This window comes from Richelia sinica FACHB-800, assembly GCF_014698825.1.
Lineage (GTDB): Bacteria > Cyanobacteriota > Cyanobacteriia > Cyanobacteriales > Nostocaceae > FACHB-800.
On the sequence record NZ_JACJTT010000016.1, the window covers coordinates 90,556 to 108,354 of the forward strand.

11 protein-coding genes are annotated in these 17,799 nt (G+C 42.1%); 3 read left to right on the plus strand and 8 right to left on the minus strand.

Translation table 11 applies throughout. The annotated features are described in order from the left end of the window. Positions 1–109: 109 nt before the first annotated feature. Together groL and groES are read right to left on the minus strand one after the other, a co-directional pair. Positions 110–1,744 (minus strand): chaperonin GroEL, encoded by a 1,635-nt coding sequence (groL, locus tag H6G73_RS13175; protein WP_190605099.1) that lies wholly within the window; start codon positions 1,742–1,744, stop codon positions 110–112. Positions 1,745–1,895: 151 nt separating this feature from the next. After that, on the minus strand, positions 1,896–2,207 hold the full coding sequence (gene groES, locus H6G73_RS13180) for a co-chaperone GroES (protein WP_190605101.1): 312 nt from the start codon (positions 2,205–2,207) through the stop codon (positions 1,896–1,898). A 247-nt stretch (positions 2,208–2,454) separates the two neighbouring features. Between groES and H6G73_RS13185 the strand changes: the two genes are divergently transcribed. Both H6G73_RS13185 and H6G73_RS13190 read left to right on the plus strand, forming a co-directional pair. After that, positions 2,455–2,649 (plus strand): hypothetical protein, encoded by a 195-nt coding sequence (locus tag H6G73_RS13185; protein WP_190605103.1) that lies wholly within the window; start codon positions 2,455–2,457, stop codon positions 2,647–2,649. A 604-nt stretch (positions 2,650–3,253) separates the two neighbouring features. Then, positions 3,254–3,931, plus strand: a complete 678-nt coding sequence (locus tag H6G73_RS13190) for a response regulator transcription factor (protein WP_190605121.1) — start codon at positions 3,254–3,256, stop codon at positions 3,929–3,931. A gap of 190 nt (positions 3,932–4,121) precedes the next feature. On the opposite strand, the gene leuD is transcribed toward H6G73_RS13190, so the two are convergent. Both leuD and leuC read right to left on the minus strand, forming a co-directional pair. Continuing rightward, positions 4,122–4,769: a 3-isopropylmalate dehydratase small subunit gene (leuD, locus tag H6G73_RS13195; RefSeq protein ID WP_190605105.1), complete on the minus strand. Its 648-nt coding sequence runs from the start codon at positions 4,767–4,769 to the stop codon at positions 4,122–4,124. Positions 4,770–4,785: 16 nt separating this feature from the next. Continuing rightward, the gene (gene leuC / locus H6G73_RS13200; RefSeq protein ID WP_190605107.1) at positions 4,786–6,192 is read right to left on the minus strand and encodes a 3-isopropylmalate dehydratase large subunit; all 1,407 of its coding nucleotides are present in this window, start codon (positions 6,190–6,192) and stop codon (positions 4,786–4,788) included. A 449-nt stretch (positions 6,193–6,641) separates the two neighbouring features. Here leuC and H6G73_RS13205 point away from each other — a divergent pair, with 449 nt between their 5' ends. Next, on the plus strand, positions 6,642–10,868 hold the full coding sequence (locus tag H6G73_RS13205) for a M10 family metallopeptidase C-terminal domain-containing protein (RefSeq protein WP_190605109.1): 4,227 nt from the start codon (positions 6,642–6,644) through the stop codon (positions 10,866–10,868). Positions 10,869–10,919: 51 nt separating this feature from the next. Here H6G73_RS13205 and H6G73_RS13210 read toward each other — a convergent pair whose 3' ends face one another. From H6G73_RS13210 to H6G73_RS13225, 4 genes are all read right to left on the minus strand, one after another. Beyond that, the gene (locus H6G73_RS13210) at positions 10,920–13,493 is read right to left on the minus strand and encodes a GAF domain-containing protein (protein ID WP_190605111.1); all 2,574 of its coding nucleotides are present in this window, start codon (positions 13,491–13,493) and stop codon (positions 10,920–10,922) included. Positions 13,494–13,611: 118 nt separating this feature from the next. Further along, positions 13,612–14,748: a glycosyltransferase family 4 protein gene (locus H6G73_RS13215; RefSeq protein ID WP_190605113.1), complete on the minus strand. Its 1,137-nt coding sequence runs from the start codon at positions 14,746–14,748 to the stop codon at positions 13,612–13,614. Between the two features lie 194 nt (positions 14,749–14,942). Further along, positions 14,943–16,097 carry an NAD-dependent epimerase/dehydratase family protein gene (locus H6G73_RS13220; RefSeq protein WP_190605115.1) on the minus strand — a complete coding sequence of 385 codons (1,155 nt, stop codon included), beginning with the start codon at positions 16,095–16,097 and terminating at the stop codon, positions 14,943–14,945. A 395-nt stretch (positions 16,098–16,492) separates the two neighbouring features. Beyond that, complete coding sequence (locus H6G73_RS13225) at positions 16,493–17,143, minus strand: retropepsin-like aspartic protease family protein (RefSeq protein WP_242034191.1); 651 nt, start codon at positions 17,141–17,143, stop codon at positions 16,493–16,495. Positions 17,144–17,799 lie beyond the last annotated feature (656 nt).

A 17,799-nucleotide genomic window follows, 5' to 3' on the forward strand; every position in this document is an offset into this window, starting at 1 on the left:
AACTTAAACAAAATCTTCCCTCTGCGTCCTCTGCGGTTCGATTTCCAAAAAAAACAGCCGCCCCCTTGCGGAAGCGGCAGTTATTGATACTAGGAAAAGATTTTAGATTTTAGTAATCGAAGTCTCCACCAGCACCAGCACCAGCAGCAGGAGCAGCATCCTTAGGTTCTGGCTTGTCAACAACGATACATTCGGTTGTCAACACCATGCCTGCGATGGAAGCAGCGTTTTGCAGTGCGGAACGGGTTACTTTAGCAGGGTCAACGATACCAGCAGCCAACAAGTCAACGAATTCGTTGGTTGCAGCGTTGTAGCCTACGTTAAAGTCTTTCTCTTTCACACGTTCAGCAATTACAGCACCGTTCTGACCTGCGTTTTCAGCAATTCTCTTCAGAGGTGCGGGTAATGCACGTGCAACGATTAAAGCACCGGTCAATTCTTCGTTAGACAGGTTGCTGTTAGCCCAAGTTTCCAATTGAGGAGCGAGGTGAGCTAAGGTTGTACCACCACCGGGAACGATACCTTCTTCTACAGCAGCCTTGGTAGCGTTGATAGCGTCTTCTAAGCGCAGTTTCTTATCTTTCATTTCGGTTTCGGTTGCTGCACCAACTTTGATGACAGCTACACCACCGGATAATTTAGCTAAACGCTCTTGCAGTTTTTCTTTGTCGTAGGAAGATTCTGTTTCATCCATCTGACGACGGATTTGTTCGCAACGAGCTTTTACACCAGCTTCGTTACCTTCAGCGACAATTGTGGTGTTGTCTTTGGTGATGGTGATGCGGCGAGCTTTACCTAAGCTATCTAGCTTGGTGTTTTCTAGCTTCAGACCAGCATCTTCGGTGATCACTTGACCGCCGGTGAGGATAGCGATATCTTCCAGCATAGACTTACGACGATCGCCAAATCCAGGTGCTTTAACGGCAGCTACGTTGAGTACACCACGGAGACGGTTAACCACCAAGGTTGCTAAAGCTTCTTTTTCAATATCTTCAGCGATGATGACCAAGGGACGACCAGCGCGAGCAACTTGCTCAAGTACAGGTACTAAGTCTTGTACTAAAGCAATCTTCTTGTCGGTCAACAGGATGTAAGGCTCATCAAAAATCGCTTCCATGCGTTCTGCATCGGTGGCGAAGTAAGGAGAGATGTAGCCTTTGTCAAAGCGCATCCCTTCGGTGATTTCCAATTCGGTGGTCATAGACTTCCCTTCTTCTAGGGAAATTACGCCTTCTTTGCCCACCTTGTCCATTGCTTGAGCAATCATGCTGCCGACTTCTTCGTCGTTACCAGCAGAGATGGAACCAACTTGAGCGATCGCTTTAGAATCTTCAACTTGGCGAGCGTGTTCAGCAATCTTTTCTACCAAGAAAGCTGTTGCTTTGTCGATACCACGCTTCAACAGAATAGCGTTAGCACCAGCAGCTACGTTCCGCAGACCTTCTTTTACAATGGCATGAGCCAAAACGGTAGCAGTGGTGGTACCATCACCAGCAGCGTCGTTGGTCTTGGAAGCAGCTTGACGAATCAAAGAAACGCCAGTGTTTTCAATGTGGTCTTCTAATTCAATTTCTTTAGCAATGGTTACACCATCGTTAACGATTTGGGGCGCACCAAACTTTTTCTCTAGGACTACGTTACGACCTTTGGGCCCAAGGGTAACAGCCACTGCTTCAGCTAGGATGTCAATGCCTCGCTCTAGAGCGCGACGGGCGTTTTCGTTGTAGATAATACGCTTTGCCATAGGTCTTTTAATTCTCTTGAATTGCTTATTGGTTAGTTCTTAGTTGTCAGTGGGGTTTCACTGTTTGCCAATTCAAAATTCAAATGAGAATCATCCACAAATGAGGAAACATCTAGTTGAATTTTGAATTTTTCAGCCCCTAATCACCGAATTAGCCAACGACTGCGAGAATATCTTTCTCAGAAAGAAGAACATATTCTTCAGTGCCGAGCTTGATGTCAGTGCCAGCGTACTTGGAGTACAGCACTTTATCACCAACTTTGACTTCCAATTCCTGACGGCTACCGTCGTCGTTACGCTTGCCAGGGCCAAGGGCAACTACTTCGCCTACTTGGGGCTTTTCCTTTGCGGTGTCGGGCAAATACAGACCACCTGCGGTCTTTTCTTCAGAGGCGCTCACTTTTACAAATACGCGATCGCCTAAAGGTTTAACTGTAGATACGCTTAGAGATACAGCTGCCATACGAAATTTTCTCGCCTTGTTAGCACTCTCAACTTCTGAGTGCTAATTTACCGAAGGGAAGCGGCCAATGGCAACAATTCCTTATGTACGGGTTCCCGAACTAGGGCTAGATTAGGCTACTTAAGTATTAATACCTAATTGTTTTAATTATCAGGTTCTGTTCCGTAAGTAATGAATATTTTTATATGGACAACTTTATTTGCAAAGTCGGGAAATTGTTATAGAACAGTAATCAGGGAGCCACTCAATGAGTAACAATACAGTGAGTCAGAACTCCCAAATCACTCCCAGGCGTAATCAACCTCCGATGGGTCAAGACCTGGGTAATTGTGTAGAAACTCTAGGACTAGCAAACTTTCAGCAACATCTCATTGGTGGATCTGAGCAGAGAGTTGTCCAATACTGCTCAAAACAAGCTAGTCTGGAATTCTGGGGATACTGATAACAGCTTTTGTGGGAGCCATTACTCCATCAGATGCTCAACTAGTCACCCCAATCTCCTCTTGAGTACCCAAGTCTAAAGCTTGCCGGTAGGTTGTTCGAGAAAGAAGGCTATTCAATCAGTTGTAGTCTGGGTTCGTCCAATTTGACCCAGAAGTCACTGAGGAAATGTCTAAGCTCACTGAATCGGCCGGATGATGGAAGAAAATTTATTTTTAACCCATCCTTTGCCTGTAAATTCCCCGGTTGACAGTCAACCTCCCTCTGAGGTCTAACATCCGAAGGATATTGTGTAGCAGCAGTACGCGAATGAAAGCGCGGGTTAGTTTTGAGCTAGGGTCATCTTCAGGCAACACTAACTTTAAGAAATACAATGATTATGATTTAATCAGAGTTTTTTAGCCTGCGTCTTTCAAAGCGATATATAATAGCGCATTATAAATACTACTGCTCTACGTGTCCTTACTGGACTTTTGCCCAACAGCTATCAGTCTTTTAAAAGTGACCAATACTTTTTGAGACTTTCAGGCTGTAAAGGCAAGTTAAGTGGGAAAAGAGACAACATCTCAATAATCCACCATAAAGGATAACTATTCAAGACCTTGATGGATTGTAGCGCGACAAGTGCCACTGCTATGAAAGAACCCAGCATGAAAGATCACAAACGACTTCTACTTATTGATGATGACCCTAACCTCATCTTGCTGGTGAAGGACTACTTAGAATTCCGGGGATATGAAGTCATCACAGCTGAAAACGGACGAGAAGCTCTGGAAATCTTAGAACACGAAGTTCCAGATATGATTATCTGTGACGTGATGATGCCGGAAATGGACGGATATACTTTTGTTGAGCAAGTACGGCAAAACGAACGCACTAGCTGGATTCCTGTTCTCTTCCTCTCAGCTAAGGGACAAAGTGCAGACCGAGTTAAAGGTCTCAACAAAGGTGCTGATGTCTATATGGTAAAGCCCTTTGAACCAGAAGAACTCGTAGCGCAAGTAGAATCTTCACTCAAACAAACTATCCGTTGGAAGGAACATCAATCTAAGGGAGGAGAAAATGGATCTCGCATCCAAGTTCCCTTCGATGTTCAACTCACACCAACCGAACTCAAGGTGGTGCAGTTTGTAGCCAGAGGATTGGCTAATCGGGAAATCGCTGAAGAATTAAATGTTAGTCAGCGGACTGTGGAAAGCCACGTTTCCAATATGTTGGGTAAAACCAACCTCCACAACCGTACTGAATTAGCACGGTGGGCAATTGAAAACCAAATGGCTTAAATCTCTAAGGTAAGGGTGTTGGACTTCATTCTGCCTGTAAACCCTACTGAGGGCTGGCTACCTGCCGAGGTAGAATCAAGTACCAATAATTTTTATCTAAATTGTAGCCACTAACCTTTACACCTTCACCCTTGTAGTTATAAGTCGTCTACTGCGGGGGTGGATAGGTGCAAGGTCTGGAATTTATATTTTAACTAGCTGCTAATTTTCCCCAAGCAATGTAAGGTAATTTCGCAGCAGTTGCCTTCACTTGTTCTGCATTGGCTACCAACTGGCCGCAAGCGTCCCAAGTACCTGAGGTAAAGGCGGTTCTAGTTCCTTCATCTATGTGAACTGTGGCAGTAAAATCGCCGATTTGCACCTGTAATTTTTCTAAATCGATGGTGACAGTAGGGGCGGGTTTAGAAGCATCATTATTGGTGCCTGAATGGGTCGGCAAACCAGCCTCTACCAATTCCTGCAACTGTTTGACTGTGGCTGAATCAGCTGTTACGCAAGGAATGCCCATAGCCACACAGTTACCAAAAAAGATTTCTGCAAAACTTTCGCCAATTAATGCAGTGATGCCCCATTTAGCGATCGCTTGTGGTGCATGTTCCCGTGAGGAACCACAACCAAAATTCCGATTCACTATTAATATTTTCGCTCCTTGATATTGGGGCAAATCAAAAGGATGTTTACCATTCAAGGCTTTGCGGTCATCAATAAACGCAGCTTCACCTAAGCCGTCAAAGGTAATGGCTTTGAGATAGCGTGCGGGGATAATGCGATCAGTGTCGATATCATTCCCAATCAAGGGTAAAGCACGTCCAGAAATAGTTTTAATTTCACTAACCATAGTTTTCACCTGTCACCTATTGAAGCAATTCCCGCACATCTGCGACTTCTCCTGCAATGGCCGCAGTGACTACCATAGCTGGACTCATCAGCAAAGTCCGACCAGAAGCGGAACCTTGTCTACCTTTAAAGTTGCGATTAGAAGAAGATGCGCTGATTTGTCTGCCTTGGAGTTTGTCGGGGTTCATGGCCAAGCACATGGAACAACCAGGTTCCCGCCATTCAAACCCAGCGTCGACAAAGATTTTATCTAATCCTTCCGCTTCTGCTTCCTGCTTGACTCGTTCTGAACCTGGCACTACAAAAGCTTTTACCCCTTCTGCAACTTTGCGCCCTTTGGCAATTTTTGCTGCTTCCCGCAGGTCAGTGATGCGTCCATTGGTGCAACTACCAATAAAACAAACATCTATTTTTGTCCCTTTGATAGGCTGACCGGGATATAAATCCATGTATTTGTAAGCTTCTTCTGCTACAAATCTATCTTCTTGAGCCATTTCTTCAGGACTGGGTACGGTTTGATCCACGCCAATGCCCTGACCAGGAGTAATTCCCCAGGTGACAGTAGGAGGAATGTCTTTAGCATCAAAGACGACTACATCATCATATTCAGCATCAGCATCACTCTTAATTGATTCCCACCAAGCCACAGCTTGATCCCAAGCTGCACCTGTGGGGGCAAAATCTCTACCTTTTAAATATTCGTAGGTGACATGATCGGGATTTACATAGCCGCATCTAGCACCGCCCTCAATGGCCATGTTGCAAACGGTCATCCGTTCTTCCATATTCATTTGCTCGAAGGTGGTTCCTGCGTATTCGTAGGCGTAACCTACACCACCTTTCACTCCAAGGGTGCGAATGATATGCAAAATTACATCTTTGGCGTAAACACCGGGGTTGAGGGTACCGTTAACCTCGATTTTGCGGACTTTCAACTTGGATAAAGCCAAGGTTTGGGAGGCGAGAACGTCTCTAACTTGACTGGTACCAATACCAAAAGCGATCGCCCCAAAAGCGCCATGACTAGAGGTGTGGCTATCACCACAAGCGATCGTCATTCCTGGTTGAGTTAGACCCAATTCCGGGGCAATCACATGGACGATCCCCTGATTACCAGAACCAATGTTATAGAAAGTAATACCGTTATCTTGACAATTCTTTTCTAGCGCCTGGATCATTTCTTCCGCCATGCTATCCACAAAAGGACGGGCTTGGTTCTCAGTCGGCACGATATGATCCACAGTTGCTACTGTGCGTTGTGGGAATAAAACTTTTAAACCCCTTTCTTTGAGCATAGCAAAGGCTTGGGGACTGGTAACTTCGTGAATAAGGTGTAAACCAATGAATAGCTGCGATCGTCCTGAAGGAAGTGTACCAACGGTGTGTAAATCCCAAACTTTATCGAATAGAGTTCCCTTGCTCATACGTTAATCTATGTTAAAGGAGTCGAGGTTTTGATTTTATCAGAAAATCGATATAAATTAAGTTGACAATTTACCATCTGTAAACCTATAGGGTATACGGTTAATGCAAGGCAAACTCTATAGGAGATAAACAAAAAACTCCATTATTAATTCTATGAAATCTGACATATAAATAGCTGCTTTTTTAGTCGGAAATTTTGTAATTAATGCCATTTATTGAAAATAAATTCACTAGTTTCTATCTTTTATCTATGCAGTTTTTACATCATTGTTTAGCATCTAATCCCAAAGTTCTATTGGGTAGCATCAAATTAACTTACTAAATAAAACGTATTAACGAGAATAAACGTGATGAAGCACAAAAACATTTAAAATCATTTTCTCTGGAACAGTGACGATTCCTAAAGCAGTCTTTATACTAAGTGAGTCTCTTGGTAACGTACTACATTATGTCCTTCAGTATTTTAATCGAATCATCTCTGAGTCTAGTCCATAACCAACTAAGTGCTTTTTCTCGTGCAGATAACTTCTGGCAAGCCTTTGATACTGCCTTTGGTACACAATATAATCACAGTGCTGCCGAAACTCTACGTTCTCAATGGCAAGCAGGAGATTTTAGTCAAATTCCCCAAATAGAAATTCTGGACAGTACCATTCTTGGTCATGCTAACGGTGCTTATGCCAGTAGCACTAATCAGATTTATCTATCAAATAGCTTTTTAGCTACTGCTACGTCAGCAACCCTGACTCAGCTGTTGTTAGAAGAAATCGGACATTTTGTTGATGCTCAAATTAACCTCATAGATAGTGCTGGAGATGAGGGAGCAATATTTGCAGAGTTAGTGCAGGGTTACAACTTAGACTCTGGGACTCTACAGTCATTGAAGAATGAAGATGATAGCGCAACTATTACTGTGGACGGGCAAACTCTTCAGGTAGAACAACAGACAGGGACATCAAGTAATGACAATCTCACAGGAAGTTCTGATAACGATATCATTCAAGGTTTAAATGGCAATGATACTCTGTCTGGACAAGGTGGCAATGATCAATTATTTGGGGGACTGGGAAACGATATCCTGACTGGTGGCACAGGTAACGATCAATTTGTCCTCGAATACTTTGATGATTCGACTATAACTTTTAACCAAGATTTAGTCACTGATTTTGTTAAGGGACAAGACAAAATTGATCTGAGCAATATTGGTATTAGTGACTATAACACCATCTTACTTCTCACCAATGAGGATATTGAAAGTGATGCAGTCATTACTACTTACTACAGCCACTCTAATAGTGGTAATTATTCTTATCAACTGAAAATTGATGGTATTCCCAAAGGTCAACTTCAAGCCAGTGATTTTAACTTTAGAACAGCAGTTGTGAATGACAGTCTCACAGGCTCTAATGCGCGTGATGATTTGTTTGGTGGTTTAGGTAACGATACCCTGCGCGGTCAAGATGGCAATGACCGTTTATTTGCTGAACAAGGTGATGATATCTTATTTGGTGGGCTTGGCAATGATACCCTTTATGGTGGCACAGGTAACGATCAATTTGTCCTTGAATACTTTGATGATTCGACTATAACTTTTAACCAAGATTTAGTCACTGATTTTGTTAAGGGACAAGACAAAATTGACCTGAGAACTATTGGTATTGGTGACTATAACACTATTCTACTTCTCACCAATGAGGATATTGAAGGTGATGCAGTCATTACTACTTACTACAGCCACTCTAATAGCGGTAATTATTCTTATCAACTGAAAATTGATGGTATTCCCAAAGGTCAACTTCAAGCCAGTGATTTTATCTTTAGAACAGCAGTTGTGAATGACAGTATCACCGGCTCTAACGCGCGTGATGATTTGTTTGGTGGTTTAGGCAACGATACCCTGCGCGGTCAAGATGGCAATGACCGTTTATTCGCTGAACAGGGTGATGATATCTTATTCGGTGGGTTTGGCAATGATACCCTTTATGGTGGCACAGGTAACGATCAATTTGTCCTCGAATACTTTGATGATTCGACTATAACTTTTAACCAAGATTTAGTCACTGATTTTGTTAAGGGACAAGACAAAATTGACCTGAGAACTATTGGTATCGGTGACTATAACACCCTCTTACTTCTCACCGATGATGATATTGAAGGTGATGCCGTCATTACTACTTACTACAGCCACTCTAATAGTGGTAATTATTCTTATCAACTGAAAATTGATGGTATTACCAAAGATCAACTTCAAGCCAGTGATTTTATCTTGAGAACAGCAGTTGTTGATGACAATATTACAGGCTCTACCGCTCGTGATGATTTGTTTGGTGGTTTAGGTAACGATACCCTGCGCGGTCAAGATGGCAATGACCGTTTATTCGCTGAACAAGGTGATGATATCTTATTTGGTGGGTTTGGCAATGATACCCTTTATGGTGGCACAGGTAACGATCAATTTGTCCTCGAATACTTTGATGATTCGACTCTGGCTTTTAACCAAGATTTAGTCGCTGATTTTGTCAAGGGACAAGACAAAATTGACCTGAGAACTATTGGTATTAGTGACTATAATACCCTCTTACTTCTCACCAATGAGGATATTGAAGGTGATGCCGTCATTACTACTTACTACAGCCACTCTAATAGCGGTAATTATTCTTATCAACTGAAAATTGATGGCATTACCAAAGGTCAACTTCAAGCCAGTGATTTTAACTTTAGAACAGCAGTTGTGAATGACAATATCACCGGCTCTACCGCTCGTGATGATTTGTTTGGTGGTTTAGGTAACGATACCCTACGCGGTCAAGATGGTAATGACCGTTTATTCGCTGAACAGGGTGATGATAGATTAACTGGGGGGCTTGGTAATGATACTCTCTATGGAGGTGCTGGCAACGATATTGCTATTTATTCAGGTGCTCGTTCTGAATATCAAATTAGCAGCACAGGCGGTGTATTCACCATTACGGATTCAATAAGTAATCGTGATGGCATAGATACTTTATCTGGAGTTCAAAGAGTGCAGTTTTCAGATCAAATTATTACTCTTGCTGATGATTTTCCTGTCATTACTGTTGCGGCAACAGATAGTAGTGCTAGTGAAAGTCCAAACTCTGGTGTTTTTACCCTGACAAGAACAGGTAGTACAACCAATGCCTTGACGGTAAAATACACTCTTTTAGGAACCGCTATTAATGGTACAGACTACACCAATCTCACTGGTACAGTTACTTTTGCCGCAGGTAGTAGCACTGCAACGGTGACTGTTAATCCCACTAATGACAATATAGATGAGTTAACAGAAACAGTTACCCTCAATTTAGGTTTAGGGACAGGATACACTCTTGGTGCAACTACTAGTGCAACGGTGAATATTGCTGATACAGACCCCCTCCCAACTCTGAATATTAGTCTGAACCAAAAGGTTGTGGAAGGTTTGACAAGTTCCCAAACTGTTACCTACACCGTTACTCTCTCCAACCCCAGCACCCAAACAATTACTGTTAACTATGCCACTGCTAACGGTACTGCAATAGCTGGTAGTGACTATACTGCTAGGACGGGAACCCTGACTTTTAACCCTGGTGTGACCAGTCAAGTTATTAGCATTTCCATTCTCAATAATGCCATTAATGAAGCTGATGAAACCTTCACTCTGAAGCTGAGTAGTCCAACTAATGCCACCTTGGGTACAAATCACACTGCAACTACAACTATCACCGATACCTTAACTGCATCTGTCACCACTACCTTACCCACCAATGTCGAAAATCTGACTCTCACGGGCACCGCAGCTATCAATGGGACTGGAAATGCAAGCAGTAACGTCATCAGAGGCAATAGTGGCAATAATACCCTTGCAGGTCTAACTGGCAATGATACTTACATTTTCACAGCTACAACTGCCTTGGGAACGGATACTATTAGCGAAACTACCACAGGGGGAATTGATACTATTAGCTTTAGTGGCACAACTGTAGCTGCAAATATCAATTTGGGAGTTACTACATCACAAACAGTTAATAGCAATCTCAAGTTGATTCTCTCTGCCAATAATGTGATTGAAAATGCCACAGGTGGCATAGGTAATGACCGTCTCACAGGTAATAGTTTAAGCAATACCCTCAATGGTGGTGATGGCAATGACCAATTGCAAGGTTTAGGGGGAAATGACACTCTGAATGGTGGCAATGGTAATGATATTCTCTCTGGTGGCATTGGTGATGACCGACTGTGGGGAGAAGCTGGTAATGATATGCTCTCTGGTGGTAGTGGCAATGACACCCTGTGGGGAGGACTAGGTGATGATGTTCTGACGGGAGATGTTGGCAATGATAAATATTTATTCCAAGGTAGTGGAGCATTTAGCACTACTTTAGGTGTAGATTACATTAGTCAGTTTGAAGTTGGATTAGACTCAATCGTTTTGAAAAAGGCGACCTTCACTGCTGTAACAAATGCTGCCGGACAAGCTTTAACTGATTTTGCGGTGGTGAGTGATGATGGTTTTGTAGATGCAAGTAATGCTCGTATTGTCTTTAGTCAAAGCACTGGCAGCTTATTCTATAACCAAAATGGTAATGTTTTGGGTGCAGCGTCGGTGTTTGAGTTTGCTCGTTTAGGTAATCCTGAAATTACTTTGACCAGTAGCAATTTCACTTTGATTGCTTAAGAAAAATAGGGTGTAGGAGCAGAAATTTTTTCTGACTTCTACACTTTTCTTCTACTTCCCTAACATTGTCCACACACCATCCCAGGTTTCTGGTGGTGGGCTTTTTTGATAATTGTGGGCACGTTCTAGATGGAGGTTAACGGCTTGGTCTGTGGGGTTGAGGTGTTGAGCGGCTGTAAAATAAGCGATCGCTTGTGGAAAATCTCGCTCTAAATAAGCTGTGCGTCCAGTATGATAGAGGTGCAGAAATTCTTCGGTATCAGCATCTAGGGGTATGGTGCGATCGCCAATTAATTCATAAATATCTACGGCTTGGTGTTTACCTTTGACGCGAATTTTATCCAGTTGCCGGGCCCAAATGCGATCGCTACATAATTTGTATGTAAACTCGCTCAACAGAATATCACAGCCATATTCTTTGGTAACACCTTCCAATCGAGAACTTAAATTGACTCCATCACCAATGACTGTATAGTCCATCCGTTTGTGGGAACCAATATTTCCTGATACCACTTCTCCAGAACTAATGCCTATACCAATATGAATTTGTGGTTGGGACTGAATAATTCTTCTATGGTTAAATTCTTGCAACCGCCGTCGCATATCCAAAGCCGACTGAATTGCTCGCCAAGCGTGATTTTCTGTCAGTGGTAGAGGTGCACCAAATACCGCCATCAAAGCGTCGCCAATAAACTTATCTAAGGTTCCTTCATAGTTAAAAACTGCTTCCACCATAGTTTCAAAATACTGATTCAGCAGCGATACCACCTCAGCTGCACCCAAATTTTCTGTGAGTGTGGTGTAACCGCGAATATCAGAAAATAAAATCGTCACCTCTTTCCGTTCACCTACCATTAAAGTATCTTCACCAAGAGCCATCACCTGCTCGGCTACATGGGGTGTAAGATAACGGTACATGGTGTTTTTCATCCGTTTTTCTCGGCTGATATCTTCCAATACCACCAACCCTCCCCGCACGCCTCCTTCTGGGTTGGTTAAGGGATTCACAGTGAGATTAATACTGCGCTCTAATAGTGTGACTGCATCCCCACGCAACCTATGTAAATGGGGAATTAGGGGTTGATTCCAGGGGATGAAAATATCGGGATTGGTGCGATCGCGTATGGCTAAAATTAACTTCTTCCCTCTCCATCCTAGAGAAGCAACATTATTAACTTCTTCATATAATCCCACTATTAAACTTTGCTCTGGAACATAATGTCTAGCACCATGTTTTAAACTGTCTTCCAAACGCATTTGCAAGTTTTCCAGTGGCACAATTTCCCACACGGGACGACCGATTAAATTTTGTTCCCAGAGAATTTTATTATATTTACTATTTGTTGCTTGTAAAGGACAACCTAGTAACTCTAACGCCGCATCATTAATAGTAACGATTTGTCCTTGCATATCTGTAGAAATTACCGCATTAGATAAACTTTGGAGAATATCTTTTTGGTATTGTCTTTCTAATAACACATTTTCAAATAAACGAGCATTTTCTAAAGCGATTCCCGCTTGAATATTAAACGCTCGCATAAATTCTTCATCGGAAGTTGTAAAACTACCTTGATGTTTATTAATTAATTGCGTGACTCCAATCAATTCATTGGCGGAGTTGAATACAGGTAAACATAAAATATTTCTAGTTAAATAACCCGTTTTTTTATCTGTAGTCGGGTCAAACCTGGGGTCTTTATAAGCATCAGGAATATTCAAAGCTTGTCCTGTAGAAGCCACATAACCAGCTATACCCCGGTTAGACGGAATGCGAATTTCAATTAAATGTTGACCATCTGCTGCTGCTACTTTTGTCCACAATTCCCCCATTTCTTTGCGATACAAAAACAGGGTACTTCTATCAGCTTGCATTAAAATTCTCGCCTGTTCCATCACCATTTGCAAAGTGGCTTCTAAATCCAAACTTTGCCCTAAGGTTTGGGTAGCTCTTAATAAAGCTGTAGCTCCACGCTGATTACGAGCGGCAACATAAAAAGATTGACAACTTTCTAAGATAATGCCGATAGAAGCAGCAAAATCCCGAAAGGATTCTTCATCTTCCTGAGTAAAAGGAACATCACCTGCTTTATTTACCAATTGGACTACAGCAACAATTTTATTTTTGCTGCTGACCACTGGCATACATAAAATATTATGAATTTTATAGCCCATTTGTTGCTCTAATTCTGGGCTAAATAAAGGATGAGAATATATTTCTGATATATTTAAATATTCGCCTGTAGTCGCTACATGACCAGGAATGCCAACATTAATAGGAATACGAATTTCTAAAAACTTTTGGCTATTATCTTGAGGAACCTTTGACCACAGTTGACCTTTATCATTATCAACTAAAAAGATGGCTGTGTGTTCTGCTTGGAGAATTTGACCAATTTTCAACGTAATAGCTTGCAGGACTTTCTCCAACATGCTTTCTAAAGCTTCATTATTGAGTAAATCAATAGCTCTAAGAAATTGCTGGAATTCTGCGGTGATAAAGTCCAGTAAGCACACAAACTCGTTAACCGACAGTTCTGTTACCCGACTGAGCAAGTCCTGGGTTTGGTTAACTTGATTTAGTTCCGTTAATGTAGCCAAGACGCTACCAGGGGTAGGAAGTGTCATGGGAGTTTAAATGTTAACTGTGGGTTTAATCATTCATAAATATGTGATTACGTGGGAAATTTGGCATTTTTTGAGCTTTAGGGCGGGTTTTATCCCGCCTTGAGAGCAAACCAAAATTTTAGCTAGCTGTTGTCAGAGTCGGTGTAGAAACGACTTTTTGATAGTAATGTTGCAGTTGGCGTGTAGCTGCGCTCCAACCCCATTTTTCCGCTTCTTGACGAGCATTTTGACGGATAATGGCTGCTTTTTGCTGTTGTTCTAACAGCAGAACTGTAGCATCAATGGCGGCCTGGATATCAGCTTTGGGATCAAAAAGATAACCATTGACCCCATCAGTAACAATATCAGGAATTCCACCAGAACGGGCAGCAACCACCGGACAACCAGCAGCCATTGCTTCTAAAAGCACTAATCCTAGTGTCTCAGTTCGGGAGGGAAAAATAAAGGCATCAGCACTGGCAAAGGCTGAGGCTAATTCTTCTCCCATCAGATAGCCTACGAATAGGGTATTGGTACCAGCAAAGTGTTTTTCTAATGTGGAACGATGGGGGCCATCTCCCACCAAGGCTAATCTGGCATGGGGAATAGCTTGTAAAATCGGCTTGATGCGTTCAATTTCCTTTTCCGCAGACAAGCGGCCGACGTAGAGTAGCAAGGGACTATCTAAGTGATTTTGAGATAATCGCGATCGCATTTCTAAACTGGCACGGTCTGGGTGAAACAATTCTGTATCCACTCCCCTCTGCCATAAATCTACCCGTTCAATGCCGTGGGCTGTCAATTCAGCCATCATTGCTGTCGATGTACACAAATTTAACATCGCTTGGTTATGGGCCCCCTTCAGTAATTCCCATAGTAACCCTTCTAACATTCCTAAGCCATAGTGCTGGAGATATTGGGGTAAATGGGTATGATAGGATGCCACCAAAGGAATTTTTAATACTTTGCTATAAAAAATCCCAGAGAGTCCTAAAACTGCTGGATTAACAACATGAATAATATCCGGTTGAAATTCTTCTAAGGCATGACCAATGGCAGGACGAGGTAAGGCCATTTTCAACTCTGGATACAAAGGTAAGGGAAAACCACTAACGCCGTAAACTTTCGCTCCTTTATGTTCTTTAATCCCTCCCTCAGGGGCTACTACCAATACTTGATTTCCATCACGTTGGAGATGGTCAACGGTGTGACGTAAACGTGTCACAATGCCGTCAACCTTGGGCAAAAAGGTTTCGGTGAATAGGGCAATTCTCATAGAAAATGATTGAGTGCAGGCAGAAGGCAGAAGGCAGAAGGCAGGGGGGGAAACGGAGGACAAGGGGGACAAGGGGGATAAGGAGGACAAGGAGGAATATCTTCATTTTTCCTCCCCCTCTTCTCTACACCCCCTCTCTTTCTGTCACCTGTCACCTGTTCCCTGTCACCTAATTCATTGTTCCCAATTTTCCACTAGTTTCTATGCCAAGATACTTTGGGTAAAATTTGGTTGAAATCTACTCGTTTCTGATACTTGACGGCAAAGTTTAACAATGAATCCAATAAGGAATCAGAAAGGTAGTGGGGTTGTAAACCTAAATCGAGGAGTTTGGTGTTTTTGGCGTTGAAGTAATGTTCTTCTTTTTCTACTCTGGGGTTGTCAATGTTGTTGATTTCTACATTCAATCCCATGGCAGTACCTGCTTTTTTCACCATCATTGCCAAATCACCAACACTGAATTGTTCAGTAAATTGGTTGAAGACACGGAATTCTCCAGCTTGAGCAGGGTTAGCGATCGCTATCTCAATACATCGTACTGTATCCCGAATATCCAAGAAGCCACGGGTTTGTCCGCCTTTACCGTAGACTGTGAGGGGATGACCGACTGCGGCTTGAATACAGAAGCGGTTGAGTGCAGTTCCAAATACACCGTCATAATCAAGACGATTGATTAGCAGTTCGTCCATACCGGTTTCTTCGGTGAGGACACCATAAACCACGCCTTGATTTAAATCTGTGGCCCGTAAACCCCAAATGCGGCAGGCAAAATGGATATTATGGCTATCATGGACTTTACTCAAGTGATACATTGAGCCTGGTTGCTTGGGATACGGGAGGGTATCTTTGCGACCATTGTGCTCAATGGTGATATAGCCTTCTTCAATATCTATATTGGGTGTACCATATTCACCCATAGTTCCCAGTTTGACCAAATGGCAGTCTGGGAAGTCTTCCCGCATTGCATACAGCAGGTTCAATGTACCTACGACATTGTTCACCTGAGTGAGAACAGCGTGTTCACGGTCAATCATGGAAAATGGTGCGGAACGCTGTTCACCAAAATGCACTATGGCCTCTGGTTGGAACTTGTGTAATGCTTTGGACAGGAAGCCGTAATTCGTAATATCGCCAGTGAACAAGTCAATAGATTTACCAGTCAAGTCTTGCCAGCGCTGAATACGTTGCTGAATTGGTGCGATCGGAGTCAAAGTTTCGACACCTAGTTCATTATCCCAGTGTCGGCGCACCAAACTGTCTAAAATACCAACTTCGTAACCTCTATTAGAAAGGTAGAGTGCGGTTGCCCAACCGCAATACCCATCGCCACCAATAACCAGGACTTTCATCTTTACAAGTTTTTTACTCGCTGATAGCTAAATCTATCAGGTTTCTGTCCCCTCTCACTCATCATTCTGGGAGAGACTGCTAGGGCAAGGTGAAAGTGAAAATTCAATACTCCAAAGCCCAAAGGAATACTTTACGAGCTTTTTCAGAGTTTTCAGCTATGTTAACCTTCCCAGGGCGATCGCTCATAGTGTTATGAAGGTAATTAGACATCTGGTGGTAATTAAATATGCTTGGTTTGAAACCCTCGTAGAGACGTTATAGCAGAACATCTCTACAATCATTTTGACAGAGGATTTTCGCCGAGCGCGCTTAAATGCTTAACTGAGTTTTTTCTGTTTCTTTACCTGTCAAATTAAGTTTTTATAAGTTTTATTTTTTTTAATCGCGTTTTAATTTAGCGCCGATGAAACTCCACTTCCTTTGCTGATAACTTAATGTCATATTCACCAAAGAAATCATGGCCTAATAGTCCAATTCCTGCGTTAGGTGCGATCGCTACTTCTAAATTTTGAGCTACCATTCCACTCACTGCTATAGACTTTACCTGTCCAGTTAATAATTTGATTTGACTACCGTCAGCAATTTGTGCAGCAATTGAACCAGTAGTTTTAATATTCAATTTATTAGCCATTTTGCGGGTAATTAAAGTGCTATTTGCACCAGTGTCTAAAATCATATCGAAAGACTGTTTATTATTAAAATTTACCTCTATTACTGGAGTTCTGCCGATTCGCCGTTTAATAGGAATTCGTGCTACTCTAGTGTCTATTTTTTTATTACTCTTCAATCCAGATGATTTATGTTCTTTGTTCTCTGGTGCTTCAGTTGTGATAGCGGCTGTATTCGTCTCTGGTTTCTGGGCAGTTTTACCGCACAATTTACCTAAACTCACAGTTTTACCTGAAGATGTCACCATAAAACATAAGCCTGTATCTTCAGCACCTACCCGATAAGATATAGCCGCAACAAATAAGGTTGGTACCAACACAACAGACAAAAATATCTTACCGAATATGCCCTTATTTCTCCCATGTTTCATTGCCATTATTTCTCCTATTTAATTGCTATATATCAAAGTCTAAATTCCCAAAGATGATATAAATTTTTAACTGTCTTGAGGATGAAATAAGCCGTAAATCATTTTAAATATTGGCAATTTATTATACAGTTGGTCTTTCCCAGTGAATTCTATGGTCATTATTCAGGCATTTGCACAGATGATCAGTAAATAAAAGTTAGTTTATTTCTTTTCCTCAAAATCTTAATTAGTACCAAATAGAACCCAACTACAGGTAAAATGAATCACCTAATTTCTTAGATACTCCTGGAAAAACATGAAATCAGGACAAATTTTTATCATCGGCAAATACCCAGTCAAACCCGAATCTAGCTAGAGAAATCCGTTTTGATTCATGTTCAGTATACTGAGACTTAACCGTTGATTAGACTGGTATTACGGCTTGAGGACTTACGCAATTGTCACAAATAGCGGGTGGGGTTACGCTCATTGGGGTAGGTTTTTTACATTCCCTTGTGAGAGTAGGGAGAGTAGGGGAAGTAGAGGTTTGGCTCAATAGTTGGGATGTTTTGAGTAATACCAATTCTCTAAAAGCCAGCTACAGATAAAGCCATCAAAATATATTGCCTTCGGGCAATAGATGCAATAATGTGTTTGGTTAATTTCCCAATTTCAGCGTAGAG